This is a genomic window from Halalkalibacterium ligniniphilum, assembly GCF_000334155.1.
Lineage (GTDB): Bacteria > Bacillota > Bacilli > Bacillales > Bacillaceae_D > Halalkalibacterium > Halalkalibacterium ligniniphilum.
The window spans coordinates 1-16,813 of the sequence record NZ_ANNK01000053.1 but is presented as its reverse complement, the minus strand read 5'-3'; the positions used below and the strand labels follow the sequence as shown (position 1 = coordinate 16,813).

The 16,813-nt window shown below is 41.9% G+C and carries 16 protein-coding genes, 1 tRNA gene and 1 other annotated feature; of the genes, 2 read left to right on the top strand and 15 right to left on the bottom strand.

Annotated elements, in window-relative coordinates; translation table 11 throughout:
• The 5 genes from BLT_RS0104860 to ilvD form a co-directional block, all read right to left on the bottom strand.
• On the bottom strand, positions 1-1,111 hold a 1,111-nt coding region (locus tag BLT_RS0104860), incomplete at its 3' end, for a 2-isopropylmalate synthase (RefSeq protein WP_017726687.1).
• The gene (gene ilvC, locus BLT_RS0104855; protein ID WP_017726686.1) at positions 1,098-2,120 is read right to left on the bottom strand and encodes a ketol-acid reductoisomerase; all 1,023 of its coding nucleotides are present in this window, start codon (positions 2,118-2,120) and stop codon (positions 1,098-1,100) included. The genes BLT_RS0104860 and ilvC, both read right to left, overlap by 14 nt.
• Positions 2,121-2,146: 26 nt before the next feature.
• Positions 2,147-2,668: an acetolactate synthase small subunit gene (gene ilvN, locus BLT_RS0104850; RefSeq protein WP_017726685.1), complete on the bottom strand. Its 522-nt coding sequence runs from the start codon at positions 2,666-2,668 to the stop codon at positions 2,147-2,149.
• Entirely contained in the window at positions 2,665-4,389 is a 1,725-nt protein-coding gene (gene ilvB, locus BLT_RS0104845; protein ID WP_017726684.1) for an acetolactate synthase large subunit, read from the bottom strand. Before ilvB ends, ilvN begins: the two co-directional genes overlap by 4 nt.
• Before the next feature lie 170 nt (positions 4,390-4,559).
• Positions 4,560-4,817 (bottom strand) — a binding site (T-box leader).
• Positions 4,818-4,819: 2 nt separating this feature from the next.
• On the bottom strand, positions 4,820-6,487 hold the full coding sequence (gene ilvD, locus BLT_RS0104840) for a dihydroxy-acid dehydratase (RefSeq protein ID WP_017726683.1): 1,668 nt from the start codon (positions 6,485-6,487) through the stop codon (positions 4,820-4,822).
• 333 nt (positions 6,488-6,820) lie between these two features.
• Between ilvD and BLT_RS0104835 the strand changes: the two genes are divergently transcribed.
• The gene (locus BLT_RS0104835) at positions 6,821-7,276 is read left to right on the top strand and encodes a hypothetical protein (RefSeq protein ID WP_017726682.1); all 456 of its coding nucleotides are present in this window, start codon (positions 6,821-6,823) and stop codon (positions 7,274-7,276) included.
• A 668-nt stretch (positions 7,277-7,944) separates the two neighbouring features.
• On the opposite strand, the gene BLT_RS0104830 is transcribed toward BLT_RS0104835, so the two are convergent.
• The 10 genes from BLT_RS0104830 to BLT_RS0104780 form a co-directional block, all read right to left on the bottom strand.
• Positions 7,945-8,015 (bottom strand) — tRNA-Gly (locus tag BLT_RS0104830).
• Positions 8,016-8,116: 101 nt separating this feature from the next.
• Entirely contained in the window at positions 8,117-8,626 is a 510-nt protein-coding gene (locus BLT_RS0104825) for a metallophosphoesterase family protein (RefSeq protein WP_017726681.1), read from the bottom strand.
• A gap of 47 nt (positions 8,627-8,673) precedes the next feature.
• The gene (locus BLT_RS0104820; RefSeq protein WP_017726680.1) at positions 8,674-9,270 is read right to left on the bottom strand and encodes an XTP/dITP diphosphatase; all 597 of its coding nucleotides are present in this window, start codon (positions 9,268-9,270) and stop codon (positions 8,674-8,676) included.
• Positions 9,271-9,292: 22 nt separating this feature from the next.
• Complete coding sequence (rph, locus tag BLT_RS0104815; protein WP_017726679.1) at positions 9,293-10,039, bottom strand: ribonuclease PH; 747 nt, start codon at positions 10,037-10,039, stop codon at positions 9,293-9,295.
• A 263-nt stretch (positions 10,040-10,302) separates the two neighbouring features.
• Entirely contained in the window at positions 10,303-11,412 is a 1,110-nt protein-coding gene (locus BLT_RS0104810) for a GerMN domain-containing protein (RefSeq protein ID WP_017726678.1), read from the bottom strand.
• Positions 11,413-11,629: 217 nt separating this feature from the next.
• Positions 11,630-12,427, bottom strand: coding sequence for a glutamate racemase (gene racE / locus BLT_RS0104805; protein WP_026104988.1), 798 nt, complete (start codon positions 12,425-12,427; stop codon positions 11,630-11,632).
• Positions 12,428-12,458: 31 nt separating this feature from the next.
• Positions 12,459-12,905, bottom strand: coding sequence for a MarR family winged helix-turn-helix transcriptional regulator (locus tag BLT_RS0104800; RefSeq protein WP_017726676.1), 447 nt, complete (start codon positions 12,903-12,905; stop codon positions 12,459-12,461).
• Positions 12,906-13,068: 163 nt separating this feature from the next.
• Positions 13,069-14,787, bottom strand: a complete 1,719-nt coding sequence (gene ptsP / locus BLT_RS0104790; RefSeq protein WP_017726674.1) for a phosphoenolpyruvate--protein phosphotransferase — start codon at positions 14,785-14,787, stop codon at positions 13,069-13,071.
• Positions 14,787-15,050 carry a phosphocarrier protein HPr gene (locus BLT_RS0104785; protein ID WP_017726673.1) on the bottom strand — a complete coding sequence of 88 codons (264 nt, stop codon included), beginning with the start codon at positions 15,048-15,050 and terminating at the stop codon, positions 14,787-14,789. Before BLT_RS0104785 ends, ptsP begins: the two co-directional genes overlap by 1 nt.
• Before the next feature lie 271 nt (positions 15,051-15,321).
• Positions 15,322-16,164, bottom strand: a complete 843-nt coding sequence (locus BLT_RS0104780) for a PRD domain-containing protein (RefSeq protein ID WP_017726672.1) — start codon at positions 16,162-16,164, stop codon at positions 15,322-15,324.
• A gap of 247 nt (positions 16,165-16,411) precedes the next feature.
• On the opposite strand from BLT_RS0104780, the gene BLT_RS0104775 reads away from it, so the two are divergent.
• Positions 16,412-16,636: a helix-turn-helix domain-containing protein gene (locus BLT_RS0104775; protein WP_017726670.1), complete on the top strand. Its 225-nt coding sequence runs from the start codon at positions 16,412-16,414 to the stop codon at positions 16,634-16,636.
• Positions 16,637-16,813: the final 177 nt, after the last annotated feature.

Genomic DNA, 16,813 nt, shown 5'->3' with positions numbered 1-16,813 from the left:
CGGTGATTTCTTTCTTTTTATCCGCAAGATCTTTGAATGATTTGAATATTCTGTTTAATTGATCTTCGGTTCCAGTAAATCCAAGCTCCTTCAGCTTTTCTTTAAATGCATGTCTTCCTGAATGCTTACCAAGCACCATTGAGTTCGATGAAACTCCGACAAGCTCAGGCGTAATGATTTCATAGGTTTCCTTGTTTTTCAGGACCCCATCTTGATGAATGCCTGACTCATGGGCAAAAGCATTCTGTCCAACAACTGCTTTATTATTCGGAACGACCATCCCTGTCAGCTTACTGACAAGCGAGCTTGTTCTTTTAATCTCCTTTAAGGTTAAACCAGTGTCAGCTTGATAATGGTCCTTGCGAATATTAAGGGCAACGGCAATCTCTTCAAGCGCAGCGTTTCCTGCCCGCTCACCGATTCCATTAATCGTGCATTCAACTTGATTTGCGCCCGCTTGAATCGCAGCAAGAGAATTGGCAACAGCCATCCCTAAATCATCATGATTATGCGTTGAAAGGATCGCTTTATCAATGCTCGGAACATGTTCTTTTAAATAAAGGAACATATTTTTAATTTCCTGCGGCGTTGTATAACCAACGGTGTCAGGCAGATTAATAACTGTGGCTCCCGCCTGAATCACTTCTTCAATAATTTGCGCTAAAAACGCAAAATCTGAGCGGCTTGCATCTTCAGCTGACCACTGAACATGATGGAATTTACTTGCTGCATATTTTACTGACGCAACAGCTGTTTCGACGACTTGGTCAGGCGTCATTTTTAGCTTATATTCCATATGGATAGGGGAGGTTGCCACGAATACATGGATTCGTGGCTCTTCTCCTCCCTTTAACGCTTCCCATGCAGCATCGATATCGCTCTGTTTCGAACGAGCAAGTCCAGTCACCGAGCTCCCCTTTATTAAATCAGCAATCGCTTTTACAGAATTAAAGTCTCCTTTTGAAGATGCTGGAAACCCCGCTTCGATAATGTCAACACCAAGGCGTTCAAGCTGTTTAGCAATTTCGATCTTTTCTTCAAAGTTCAAATTTACTCCAGCTGACTGCTCTCCATCTCGCAAGGTTGTATCGAAGACGTTAATTTTTCGCACTACCGACCACTCCCTTAGATTTGGCTTTTACAAATGGCATCATTTCACGAAGCTCACGTCCCACAACCTCAATTGGGTGTTGCTTCTCAGCTTCATTAATAGCCGTAAACTCTGGACGATTTGCTTGGTTTTCAAGAATCCAGCCTTTCGCAAATTTTCCAGTTTGAATGTCAGATAATACTTTTTTCATTGCTTTCTTTGTCTCATCTGTCACAATTTGAGGCCCGGCAACGAAGTCTCCCCATTGAGCCGTGTCAGAGATGGAATAGCGCATACCTTCAAGTCCACCTTCGTACATAAGGTCAACAATCAGCTTAAGCTCATGTAGACATTCAAAGTAAGCAACCTCTGGCTGGTAACCAGCTTCAACAAGTGTTTCGAATCCTGCTTTAACAAGGGCAGATGTACCACCGCAAAGCACTGCTTGCTCACCAAATAAATCTGTTTCTGTTTCTTCTTTGAATGTTGTTTCAATAACACCAGCGCGAGTTGAACCATTTTGCTTTGAATAAGCAAGAGCAATCTCTTTTGCTTGACCTGATGCATCTTGGAAAACAGCGATTAAGCCTGGTACCCCTGCTCCATCTTCATACGTACGACGAACAAGATGTCCCGGTCCTTTTGGTGCAGCTAAGAATACATCAACGTTTTTTGGAGGAACGATTTGATTAAAGTGAATGTTAAAGCCATGTGCAAATGCTAATACTTTTCCTTCTGTTAACTCAGGCTCAATTTCGTTTTTATAAACGGTTGGTTGAAGCTCATCTGGTAAAAGAATCATGATTAGATCTGCTTTTGCAGCTGCCTCGCGAACAGAATAGACTTCAAATCCATCTTCCACTGCTTTATCCCATGATTTTCCTGGACGCAAACCGACAATGACATTTGTTCCGCTATCGCGTAAGTTTTGCGCATGAGCATGTCCTTGAGATCCATATCCGATAATTGCAACTGTTTTTCCTTGTAGTACGCCTTCATTTACATCTCCGTTATAAAATACTTTAGCCATTAAAATCCTCTCCCTTAATTCGTTTTTTAGTTGATAAGTGTAATTGCATGTGTGTCCAAATCATACTTTTTAGTGCCTCGCTTAAAGGCGGTAATACCTGTTCTTGCCAATTCCTTAATGCCGTATGGGCGCAGGAGGTCAATAAAAGCTTCCACTTTTTGATGATCCCCTGTAATTTGGACAGTCAAGCTTTCGCGTCCTACATCAATGATCGAGGCTCTAAATGGATTGACAAGAGCAGCAACCTCCCCCCGTTGCTGAGGTGTAGCGACGATTTTAATGAGTGCCAGCTCCCTCGCAACAATGGCTTCATCGGTAATGTCATTGACCTTTAGGACATCAACTTGCTTGTTTAGTTGTTTAATGACTTGCTCAATGTTGTCTTTGCTGTCAACAATGACAACAAAGGTGATTCTTGAAATAGCCGGATTCTCTGTTACGCCTACCGTAATGCTTTCAATGTTGAAATGGCGACGTGCAAAGAGTCCAGTGATACGATTGAGAACACCTGATGTATTATTTACTAAAGCTGTTATCGTTCGTCTCACGGCTTTACTCCCTCCATTTCGTGGTGTCCTTTTCCTGGTGCAATCATTGGATAGACATTTTCTTGCTGTGCCACACGGAAATCCATTAAGACAGGACCAGGGTGTGCGATCATTTCATCCAATGCTGCTTTTACCTCTGAAAGCTTTTCCACTCGCATTCCTTTGATGTTATATGCTTCAGCCAGCTTGACAAAATCAGGCTGAATTGGGAATAGTGAGTTTGAATAACGCTCCCCATGAAACAGCTGCTGCCACTGACGAACCATTCCAAGAGAGGCGTTGTTGACAATGATAATTTTTACTGGAAGGTTCAACTCTTGTAAAATCGACATTTCTTGGGCAGTCATTTGAAAACCAGCATCACCGAGCACACTGACTACCGTCGCATCTGGTTCTGCGAATTGAGCACCGATCGCCGCTGGGAAGCCAAATCCCATCGTACCAAGGCCACCTGATGTCACCCATCGATTTGGACGATTAAAGCGATAATATTGAGCCGTCCACATTTGATGCTGACCGACATCTGTTGTCACTATCGCTTCTCCATTTGTCGCTTCAAAAATTTGCTGAATCAACTCCTGCGGCTTGATCGTTTCTCCGTCCTTCTCATACCAAAGTGGATATTCCTTCTTCATCCGCCCCAGGTCAGCTCGCCATAATGCATTGTCTCCAGGCTCACCTTGTTCTGCAATCAACATCTTTAGCGCTTCTTTCGCGTCACCGACGACAGGGATTTCCGTTTCAACATTTTTACCAATTTCAGCAGGGTCCACATCGATATGAACGACACGCGCGTTTGGTGCAAAGTGCTCAAGGTTCCCTGTTAAACGGTCATCAAAGCGTGCGCCGATGCTAATAAGCAAATCGGATTCGTGAATCGCCATGTTGGCTGTATACGTTCCGTGCATTCCCCCCATTCCAAGATGGAGGTCATGATCGCCAGGAAAGCTACCAAGGCCAAGAAGTGTATTCACAACTGGAATGCTCTGTTGTTCAACATAGGTAAATAATTCTTCCGATGCATTTGCGTGAAGAACACCGGCACCAGCTAATATCACTGGCTTCTTTGCTTTCGTCACAGCTTCGACGACTTTTCGTATTTGAAGTTTATTTGGTTTAAATGTAGGTTGATAGCCTGGCAAATCTACTTCTTTATCGTAATCAAAAAGTCCAGTGGCAAGCGAGACATCCTTTGGCAAATCAATAAGTACAGGACCTGGACGACCTGTCGTTGCAATATGAAACGCCTCTTTCATAATGCGTGGTAACTCATCAACGGAGCGGACCTGATAGCTGTACTTTGTAATCGGCATCGTAATCCCAATCATGTCAGCTTCCTGAAAAGCATCGGTTCCAATGACCGTCGTTGCCACCTGACCTGTTATCACAATTAGCGGCAATGAATCAATCATTGCATCAGCAATTCCAGTGACAACATTTGTCGCACCCGGTCCCGAGGTTACGACGCAAACCCCTGGCTTTCCAGATACACGGGCATAGCCTTCTGCTGCATGAATAGCTCCTTGTTCATGACGTGCGAGGATGTGACGAATACCTGTTTTATAAATCTCATCATAGGTTGGTAAAATGGCGCCCCCAGGATAACCGAAGATAACATCGACGCCCTCTTCTGCTAAAGCTTTAATCAGCATGCTTGAACCAGACATTTCTTGCTTAACTTCTGTCGACGACTGCTCATTCTGTTTTAGCTTTGTACTCATCTTTGCTCCTCCTTATTTATTCAAAATCAATCTCTGTATCGCAAGCGATTTTTCTATACACATGAATGATTTAACTCTTTGCAATTTTTTGTCTTAAGAGAATAATCTGCTTTTATTTTTAAATAACAAAAAAATCTTTTTACCCCCCAATCGTGCCAAATTAATGTTGGCTAAGGGGCAAAAAGATTTTTCTTTTCACGGTACCACCCTTGTTCATGATATTCTTTCAAATATCACCTCATGGACGACACTTTGTCGTCACGTTTTAATAACGAGTGCTGTGAACACCCGGCCAATCCTACTAGAATTACGTTCAAATTGGCACTCCGAGGCGAGCTTCATCGCAAAGGCCACCGCCGCATCTCAGCTACCTGCGGCTCTCTGTTGATGGTCCAATTACGATTACTTTTCCTCTTCTACGCTTTTGGTGTTAAATTTTCATAATACCGCCTGTATTGGCAGATGTAACGAGCTTGGAGTATCGAGCTAAGTAACCTTTTTTTACTTTTGGTTCTGGCTCGGTCCAGCCCTCTTTTCTTTTTGCTAATTCTTCGTCTGAAACGAGCAATTCGATTGTACGGCTTGGTAAGTCGATTTTAATCTTATCGCCATTTTTAACAAATGCGATTGGTCCACCTTCAGCAGCCTCTGGTGAAATATGCCCAATCGAAATTCCTCTTGATGCTCCCGAAAAACGTCCGTCTGTAATAAGGGCTACCTTTGTTCCTAAACCACGACCCATAATCGCCGATGTCGGTGCAAGCATCTCTGGCATCCCAGGCCCACCCTTTGGACCTTCATAACGAATGACAACAACGTGACCCTCACGAACCGTTCCATCGCTAATGCCTTGCTGTGCCTCATCTTGAGATTCGAACACAATCGCTTCACCTTCGAATACTTTAATTGAAGGGTCAACAGCACCGACTTTAATGACGGCTCCATTTGGTGCGAGATTTCCAAATAGAATGGATAAGCCACCGACTGGGCTATATGGATTATCCTTACGACGAATGACTTCATCATTAGTAATTTCCGCATCTTTCACATTCTCATATATGCTCTTACCAGTAATCGTGATTCGGTCTTTATGAACTGCTCCTTCAATTGAGCAGAGCTCCTTTATAATGGCCGCGACACCACCGGCATGGTGTACATCATCCATGGAATAATCCGATGCTGGGCTGATTTTACAAAGATAAGGAACTCGTTCAGCCACTTCATTAATTCGATTTAAGTCATAATCGATTTCCGCTTCATTTGCAATGGCAAGTGTATGAAGAACCGTGTTCGTTGATCCCCCCATTGCCATATCCAAAGCGAATGCATCATCAATCGTTTCCTTTGTAATAATGTCACGTGGACGAATGTCTTTTTCAATTAAATTCATTAAATGCTTCGCAGCATCTTTAATGAGTTGGTGGCGTGCTTCAGATGTAGCAACAATCGTTCCGTTTCCTGGCAATGCCAAGCCTAGCATTTCCATCAATGAGTTCATTGAATTTGCGGTGAACATCCCAGAACAGGATCCGCAGGTAGGACACGCTTGCTGCTCAATTTCTAGCAATTCTTCTCTCGACATTTTTCCTGAGGAGAAGGCTCCTACTCCTTCGAAAACAGAGACTAGGGATAAGCTTTTTCCGTCCTTTGTTCGCCCTGCTTCCATTGGTCCACCTGAAACGAAGACCGATGGAACATTCGTACGAACAGATGCCATCAACATGCCTGGTGTAATCTTGTCACAGTTTGGAATGAAGAACACGCCATCAAACCAGTGCGCATTAATGACTGTTTCTGCCGCATCACAGATAATTTCACGGCTCGGTAGTGAATAACGCATACCGATATGCCCCATTGCAATTCCATCGTCCACCCCAATGGTGTTAAATTCGAATGGAATGCCGCCAGCTTCACGAATGGCTTCCTTTGCAACTTCAGCAAATTTATTAAGGTGCATATGACCTGGAATAATATCAATATAGGAATTACAAACACCGATAAACGGCTTATCCATATCTTCTTCTTTTACACCTGCTGCTCGTAGTAAACTCCGGTGTGGGGCGCGGTCAATCCCCTTTTTAATCATGTCGCTTCTCATTGTTCAATCGCTCCCACCATTGTTACTTAAATAATTTTTGTTATAAAAAAATTCCGAACAAATTTCGTAATTCGATACATCCTTTTCCCACGTAAGAAAATCTCTCTAGAAAGGACGTTTGTTTACGTCATTTTCTCGTTTGAGGATTATAATACGCCGATTCCAAGCGCTGGTCAACCACTTTTTCAAAAATAATTTGACTATTTAAATAAGAGTTCTCTATTGAATACGCTTACATGAACGCTGCTAAAGGAATTCATGAATTTATTTTTTATTTTAAAACGAGGACATAGAATCATAAATGATTGGGCAAACTGATAAATGGTGATGAATATGTGGAAACTAGCGTGGAATACCTGTCATTTTCTCCATTTTTCCTTTTCTGTACCATACATCCAATTTAAGCAAACAAACGGGCCGACATTAATATTAGTGAAAAATGAAAGAGAACTTTGTCAATCAAACGGTGAAAAAGAGCTTTATGAACAGCTAATCAAAGAGAATATGTACCCAACCCCCCAACATAGGATTGGTCATATCTCTATTAATCTTGCCCTCGTTCCCTATCGCATTGCGTTAATGGAGAAAAAAAATGACAGCAGAGATCAGAAAATAATGCGAAAATTACGCAAAAAAAGGTGGCATGTTCTTTACTTTGAGCAGGATTCGTTAGCAACAGCCGATGCTTGTTCGAGCTATATCCAATCAATTTTCTTATTTATGGAGCAAGAATTTGAACATACGGACCCACCTGTTAGACGCAAAAATTTTTTTACAAACCATTTTTAATTCTTTTAACTGAGAATCCCCCACACAGAATAGAACTAAGCTTGTACGTTTAGTCTCCAGCATAGGAGTGTCTTGTTTGAACGAAGGAGCTATTTCATCCTGCCGTTTTTCCTAAGAAAAGCGCAAGTCCTGCCTGGCGGTGACAAGTGCATGAAACTCTGATTCGAAAACGTTTTTTTGTTTTCGTAGGAGTCGAAGCGATATCGATCCGCTAGCAGCTGCAGCTAGACAGCTTTGTTTTGCTATCATTTCTTCTTTTCATAAAAAAACGTCACCATAAACAGGTGACGTTTTGATTATGTAAAAGTAAAATGGCGTCCCAGGAGAGATTCGAACTCCCGACCGACGGCTTAGCTTACCACTATGGCTTTCGCCACCAACAAGTTGTTTGTGGTCTGGACTATATCTTCACCATTTCAGGTGCGACACGTATAGTCTCTACGGAACCTCACGATAACGATCGCTCGCTATGCTTTGGTGCTTCTACCCTCAAATGAGCCTTTAAAGCACCTGACCTAACAAGGCGTAAGTTTCCTCGGTATTACCATCAGCATAACCTGTTAAGGCTTCACCGATATAGTGTCGTCCACTCTAAAGGTTTCTCTTTCCCTTTAGAGGCTCCTTATCTTGAAGGCCGTTGCTCTATCCAGCTGAGCTACTGGGACATAAGCGGGTGATGGGAATCGAACCCACGACATCAGCTTGGAAGGCTGAGGTTTTACCACTAAACTACACCCGCATAAATTCAAATACTAGCGACGTTTATTACTATACTGGAATTCAAGAAGGATGTCAACTGATTTTAATGAGCATTGGAAGAAAAATTTCTTCCAATGCTACTTATCGATGGTAGACAGCTGAAAGATCTGGAATAAATTCACCACTTCGATCATAAAACAGAAGCTGAACTTTATCATCCGTCACCTCTGCAATACAATACGTTTGTTCTTTTCTAGCTCTTGGCAAGCGGATACTTCCAGGATTCACGTAAATCACGCCATTTTCCTGAAAGCTTGTGGCTACATGAGAATGTCCAAAGCAAACCATCTGCGCTTCCACTTCTTCCGCTCGATAGCTTAACGGGACATACGTCATTTTGACATTGTAGAGATGTCCATGTGTAACGAACACTTTAAAGCCCTGAAATGATTCAGTATACTCTTCAGGAAAGTCTGTCCCTATGTCACAATTTCCTCGAACCGTATTGACATCACTTAGTTCAGAGGCTGCACCATCAAGCTCTGAATCACCACAATGGAGAATGACATCGACCTCGTCTCGATGCCGCTCAATCACATCTAGCAATTCTTTTTTTAATCCATGGCTATCACTTATAATTAAGGCTTTCATTGTTCCTCATCCTTTTTTTTCAAGCGTTCCCTTTTCTTTGAATGCTCTTACGTAAACAGCTTGGGCCATTCACATACTAATCGAGCCAGCGCCTTTGCACGGTGACTGATCTTGTTTTTTTCTTCCTTTGTGAGCTCTGCCATGCTTTTTTGATAGTTGGGTAGATAAAAGATCGGATCGTAGCCAAAGCCACCATCTCCCTGCGGTGCTTGAAGAATATACCCTTCACATTGGCCTTCAAAAACAATTGTTTCTTCATTCGGTCTTGCAAAGGCAATCGCACAATGAAACCTTGCCGTACGTTTTTCCTCCGGAACACCCGTTAACTCGAGCAAGACCTTTTCATTATTTTTTTGATCGTTTTTCTCAAGACCTGCATAGCGCGCAGAAAAAATTCCTGGACGGCCGTCCAACGCATCAATCATCAAACCTGAATCGTCCGCTAACACCGGTTTTTTAAATCGCTGAGCAATTGCTTCAGCTTTTATTGTCGCATTTTCAGAAAAAGTCTCTCCGTTCTCTTCTATTTCAGGAACCTCAGGGTAATCAAGCAATGAAGAAACGGTCATTCCCTTATCTTTAAAAATTGCTTCAAATTCTGCTACTTTCCCTTTATTTTTTGTTGCTATCAATATTTCCTGCATAACCGTCCCATCCTTTTTTATTTCACTTCACTGCATCAATCTTCTCAGCTATCGCTCCTAAAACTGCACGCTGCTTCTCAATCAACGTTCGAACGCCTTCGTCGGCCATATCTAAAATGGTCAACAATTGCTGATGAGAAAAGGTAGCTTCTTCTCCTGTACCCTGAAGCTCGACAAATTCACCTTTTCCTGTTTTCACTACATTCATATCCACTTCTGCTTGTGCATCCTCAGCGTAGCATAAATCAAGAATTTCTCCAAGTTCTGGATCGATACCGACAGAGATCGCCGCTAAAAAGTCTTTAACAGGCCATTCTTTGATTAACCCTTTTTCCATGCTCGTATTCATTGCGAGGGCAAGAGCGACAAATGCGCCTGTGATTGAAGCCGTTCTCGTCCCTCCATCAGCTTGGATAACATCACAATCAATCCATACAGTCCGCTCACCGATTTTATTCAAATCTAAAATCGCCCGAAGCGCTCTTCCAATTAAACGTTGGATTTCCATCGTACGACCTGTCACTTTTCCTTTTGAAGATTCTCGAATGTTTCGTTGCTCTGTCGCTCTTGGCAACATTGAATATTCTGCCGTAATCCATCCCTTCCCTTGTCCGCGCAAAAAGGGAGGCACACGCTCCTCAACGCTTGCTGTACAAATCACCTTTGTGTTCCCCATTGAAATCAATACTGACCCCTCAGGATGCGTTAAATAGTTCGGTTCGATTTCAATTGGTCGTAACTCTCTCTTCTGTCTACCATCCGTTCTCATTTGAATAACCTCCTACAGATCAGTAAATGATGTAATGTTCTTCTTCCTTCTATTTGTTGCTTTTCAAGCAATATCAGCAAAAGCCCGTATACTACAGATCTTGTTGTCGTCTACATCTATCGCTCAAGCATCCTCGCTTAAGTCCATCTTTATTACCGACCGCTGCTCTTACTACCCGCTGAAAAAAGAGAGGTAGCCAAAAAGCTACCTCATTGCTCTTATGATTATAATGAACTCACACTACCTTTGTCCAATTGATCAAGCTAAAATTTACCTGTGTTCACTTGTGTTGGTCGTGTAACCGGTTCTGCCAACAACTGTCCAGACTCATTCAGCGCATTGCTTTCTCCATTCACTTGAATGGCTACTTTTTCAATGCCCTCCTGTTCAGTTAGGGTTAATGCTAACATGTTTAACGCTTTTTCCGATACAGCTGTTGATTGCAGTTGACTTAAAAGGGCTTCGTTAAAATTCAATGTGACCACACCATCTTCATTCTGCGGCTCTTCAAGTAACGCAACCCCTTGCCTAAAATCGGTTACTAAATTCGAATAATGAGAAGGTCCTTTTAACAATTCCTCTACCGCTGCCGTCAACTCGTCACTCGTAGCATTGACTCTACGAGTGACTGGTACATAATAAGTATTCTCACCTGATTGAGCAAGAAAATAAAGGGTAACCTCTTTACTACTCACGACATCCACCACATTATCCGTTTCAATGTTGATGCCATTCGCCCGACTCATTCCATCACCAATCGGAGTCCCATTTACAGGCATTTTATCTTGCTCATAGCCATTGATCCGTATTTGTACTTTTTCAACATTATCAAATTGAGTAAGTGTCCACGTGATTGCCTGCAGCACCTTAAGCTCATCTTCTGCCTTATATTCTTTAAATTCGTTTGAGAAATCAGCGATGGCTACACCGTCTTCCGTAAGATTCACATCAACTTCTGTTCCTGGAGGCAGTACAGCACGAAACCCATTCGGTAAAAGATTCGTAACAGGTCCATCCTCTACCAAATATTCTAGTGACTGCTTTAAGACCCCTTCCTGTTTCGGAAGTTGTAAAGCCTGAGGGACGACAAGACCGTTTTCATCAAGTAAGTAAAGTTCTCTTGTTGTCATTTCTGTTGCTTCTGCTCCAGGCTGTTCTTTCCCACTAGCATCCTCGTTTCCTTCTCCATCTTCAGTCAATCCCTCTGATTGCTCGTCATCCTCCAAGCCAAGAGAATCGCCTTCCTCCACATAATTAACTGGCGGTGTATCCATTTCATTCATTGTCTCATCTGAACCTACCGAGCAGGCTGATATCGTTAAAGCGGACACAATGATAAAAGCTGGCACTCCTTTTTTTAACACTTTTCGCATGACCTTCCCTCCTCAGCTAGTTTGTACTAAATGTATACGAGCCTCATGAAAAATTAGACCTACCATTGTCTATTTTTTTCTAACAGTAAGAGAGAAAGGATCAAAAAAAGACTGCTCCCTCGTAGGAACAGTCGAACGATAAACAAAAAAAGAAAAAAACGAAGAAGCTCTCTCGCTCCCTTTGTCTTTCATAAATCATGCAGTGCAAAACAATAGACTATCCTAAGTGAATGGTTTCTACGCTGCCAACATTCATTTCGAGCCACTGGTCAGCTAACTGTTTAAAACGCTCTGCATCACCTGTCGTATAAAAACGGTGCTTTGGACTTCGCTCCTCTGTAAAAAGAAGCTCTTTATGGTAAAGCAAGCCACTTACTTCTCGGGCCGTCTCATCCCCCGATGAAATGAGTTGAATCTCACTTCCAACAACCTCCTGAATAACAGGGCGCAGCAATGGGTAGTGGGTGCATCCAAGAATGAGTGTATCGTAACCTTTACCAAGTAGCGGCTTCAACGTATCTTCGACCACTTGTTTTGTTCTTTCCCCTGTAAATAAGCCTTGTTCCACAAGAGGTACAAAAGGTGGACAAGCTAAACTCTCGATTTTAACGAGACTATTAATCGCTTTTAAGGCATTTTCATACGCCTTGCTCTTTATCGTGCCCTCTGTCCCAATAACCGCAACATGATCTTGCTTTGTTACCTTCAAGGCACTAATTGCCCCAGGATGTACGACACCTACTACTGGAATCGATAGTTCTTCTTTCACTTCTTCAAGTACCACCGCTGTTGCCGTATTACAAGCAATAACAAGCATTTTTATTTTTTCACTCATTAAACGGTTGATCATTTGCCAAGTGTAGGTTCGTACCTCTTCTGAAGGCCGGGGACCATATGGACAGCGCTCAGTATCCCCGATATATACAATTTCCTCTTTCGGCAACTGACGGAAAAGCTCTTTTGCAACGGTCAATCCGCCAAGCCCGGAATCTATCACACCAATTGGTCTATCCAACAATTCTCCCTCAATTTCTACGCTGACTTTGCTATTTTCCATTTACTCCTGTTGCATTCATTTCTCGATGTAACAAATCAAGATTTTTTTCTAAGGAATCTACATCTTCCTGTGAAAAATTTTCCAGTATGTCACGTAAATAATTTTGACGTTTATGGATTACTTCTTCAATGATCGTTTTCCCTTTGTCCAATAAATGAATTCGTACAACACGGCGATCGGCTTGGTCTTTAACACGCTCGACAAGCTCATTTTTTTCCATTCTGTCAATGAGATCCGTTGTGGTGCTAAAAGCTAAATACATTTTTTGTGATAACTCACCAATCGTCATATCACCATATTCATTCAACCATTGTAAGGCGACAAATTGTGGTGGGGTAATCGGAAATTGAGTAAGGATTTCACGTCCCTTTTGCTTGACCACATCAGCAACCAAACGTAACGATTTTTCAATTTGTTCTACTTGACGATATTCCACGAACCGGACCTCCCCGCTCTCAGCGTGATATATTTATATATTGTCCTTGTTTTTTCTCTGAATTGCAAGGAGGAGTTCGCATTTCTCCTTAATTTGTAACAACTCATACCTAATGGCAGTCTGCGCAAAAAGAGCTGCCATTTCTGACAGCCCTTCTGATTCATTATGCTAAATAGGTTTGTTTCACAAGTGCTTCAACCTCAGCTGCCGTATCTAGTTCCAACACCTTTTGAGCAAAGCCCTCTAGCTCTTTCTTTGATAAACGTAAAAGTTGGCTTCTTGCTGGTAAAATGGATGTAGCGCTCATACTAAATTCATCCAGTCCAAGTCCTAATAAGATAGGAATGGCAATTTCATCTCCTGCCATTTCGCCACACATGCCCACCCATTTCCCTTGCTTATGAGCGGCTTGAATAACCATATGAACAAGACGTAAAATCGCTGGGTGATATGGTTGATACAAATACGAGACTCGTTCATTCATTCGATCGGCAGCCATCGTGTACTGAATTAAATCATTCGTTCCAATACTGAAGAAATCAACTTCCTTGGCAAAAAGATCGGCACTAACAGCTGTGGATGGAATTTCAACCATAATCCCGACTTCAACCGCATCGGACACAGCAATGTTTTCATTGAGGAGCAGCTCTTTCTCTTCTGCGAGAATCGCTTTTGCCGCACGCAACTCTTCAAGTGTCGCAATCATTGGGAACATAATTTTTAAGTTTCCATACGCACTCGCTCTTAAAAGGGCACGAAGTTGTGTACGGAACATCTCTTCTTTTTCAAGACAAAGGCGAATCGCCCGAAAACCTAAGAAAGGATTTAATTCTTTTGGTAGGTCTAGGTAAGGAAGCTCCTTATCGCCGCCAATATCTAATGTTCGGATCACAACTGGTTTACCTTCCATCCGCTCAACAACTTCTTTGTATGCGGCGAATTGCTCTTCCTCGGTCGGAAGCTGTTCCCGTCCCATATAAAGAAATTCTGTTCGGTACAGACCAATTCCTTCTGCACCGTTGTTTAGTACACCTTCTAAATCATCAGGTGTTCCAATGTTCGCCGCTAGTTCAACATGTACACCGTCTTTTGTTGTTGTTGTTTCATTAACTAGCTTCGCCCATTCCTGCTTTTGCTTCTCAAAAGCCGCGCGCTTTCCCTCATATTCGGCAATTTCGGCTTCAGTCGGTTCAACAATAACCACACCATCTAAGCCATCAACAATGACTGTCATACCCGTCTCAATCTTTGACGTCACTTCTTTTGTTCCTACAACCGCTGGGATTTCAAGAGAACGAGACATAATAGCAGAGTGAGAGGTCCGTCCACCAATATCGGTTGCAAACCCTTTAACAAAGGCTTTATTTAATTGCGCCGTATCCGATGGTGTTAAGTCTTCAGCAATGATAATCGTTTCCTCTGAAATCGATGCAAGAGATGCTGTTTCAATTCCAAGCAAATGACCGAGCACACGCTTGGACACATCACGAATATCTGCTGCACGCTCTCTCATATATTCGTTGTCCATATTTTCAAACATCGAAATAAACATGGATGCCACTTCATTTAAAGCAAATTCTGCATTTATATGCTCATCTTTTATTTTTCCCTTCACTGCATCGACAAGCTCAGGATCACTTAATACGAGCAAATGAGCAGCAAAAATTTCAGCCTTATCAGCACCAAGGCTCGCCTCTGTTTTATCCTTAATTTCACCAAGCTCTTTTTTAGAAATATCTAGCGCCTGATCAAAGCGAATCACTTCAGCTTCAATATTCTCAATTTGCGTTTTCTTAATATCAACCTGAGGTTCTTCATGAACAAAAGCCTTTGCAATCGCTACGCCAGATGACGCAGCGATCCCTATAATTCGATTGTGCATTATTCGCCTAACCCTTCTTTAATAACTTCTTCAATCCCTTTTAATGCTTCTTCAGCATCAGATCCTTCAGCCTTAATTGTTACCTCAGCTCCTTGGCCAACACCAAGTGACATAACACCCATAATGGATTTAAGATTTACTGATTTACCTTTGTATTCCAATGTAATGTCAGAAGAATATTGACCTGCTTTGTTTACTAGCTGTGTTGCCGGACGAGCATGAATTCCTGTTTCAGCTGTAATTTTGAATGTTTTTTCTGCCATATTTAACGACCTCTTTCATCTTTATATTTACTATTTTATATAAATGGAAACTTAATCCAGTTTCACCAAGACCATTTCCTCACTTATGTACCCGTTTTCTTTTTTACTGGGAAAAAGGAGTATTCATCAGTTAGGAAATAAAAACAGGCATCAGTAAAGAAACGCACATGATTGTTTGCAAGGCTCGTATTATAGCGTACCCTACATGAACTTCATATACACTCCCTTACTCATGCCTGATCGAATCAGTAACACGTAATATAAGTGTCGTCTATGTTGTTTTAATAAATCGCTGCAAATACAGCACAAGATCAGGAATTTCTTCCACTTGAACACTTTTTCCTAAACTAGAATTAAGCAAATTAAGAATTGAACATGTCACATTATAGCATAACGTAAAATCTTCTTTCAATATTTTCGCTAAACCGTCATGAACTTCATGTATCGAGCCTTCTTCAATCCGTTCAATCACTTCACTAAAAAAACTGATTAACCTCAAATAAGTGGTCGTTTCACGTTCAAATGTTAAATTTAAGCTTGCTTCCACGATACCAACCATTTCTTTTAATAGCTGCGGATGATTGTTCATTTCAGCAATACTTCGGTTGGAAAGGGCACTGTAAATATGCAATGCGACGAATCCCACCTCTGCTTCTGGCAAAGGTATATCTAGGTGATTATTCATCAGTGAAACCACTTCTTTTGCTAGAGCATATTCACTTGGGAACATCGCTTCTGTCTCTAGCAAAAAAGGATTTTGAATATCAATTCCTTGTTTCATCCTGCGAACAGCAAAGCCAATATGATCCGTCAGCGCGACATGAATTCGTTCATCTAAACGCTGCTTTAGGGCCGTTTGAATATAGGTTACAGCTTCCTCAATTAAAGCAATAAGCTCTTCATCAATTTCATCGAGGAGTCTCTTGTATTCCTCTTGCTGGTGTTCATTTGCAAGCACAAATAACTTGTCAACATCTTCAGCATCAATGTGTGCCCCTTTTTTCTTGCCAAAACCAATGCCTTTACCAATTAAGATCACTTCATTTTTTCCTTGTTCCTGTGCAACGACCACATTGTTATTCAATATTTTAACGACGATATAGGGGTCATGCATGAGCAAAATCCTTTCAATGTAACGCTTTCAAATCTTTATGTTTATATTAGCGAAGTAGATGAACAGCCGTCAATCAAATCCTCCTGGTTTCTCTGCTAATACAAGGTATTGCTCTCTTCTCTTTCCTTCAATTCACACGTACTTTCCTTTAGACATATACTATCTTGACTAAATTCCTCCTAAAAGTGGACGTGATTCAACACTCACCGCATGTAGCCTTCAGCCCGAGCAAGAAGGAGTGAACCCATTGACGAGAGCAGAATTCGGACCAAAGCCTTTACTTACAAAAAGAGAGCGGGAAGTATTTGAATTACTAGTTCAGGACAAAACAACAAAAGAAATTGCTCAACAGCTGTTTATCAGCGAAAAAACAGTTCGCAATCATATCTCGAACACAATGCAGAAATTGGGAGTAAAGGGGCGCTCTCAAGCAGTTATTGAACTGATTCGACTAGGGGAACTCGAAATATAGGTGTGTGAGTCTCCTTCATGTGGACTCACAATCCTATTTTGCCAGAATGTATATTGTCTATATTCTGGTTAAGTCGAGGCTGGGACATAACGAACATGTATGATTGAAAATGCGAACAATGCACAACCTTAGCGGCGGAAATAGACGTAGACTCCTGCGGGATCAAAGGCAAGGGTA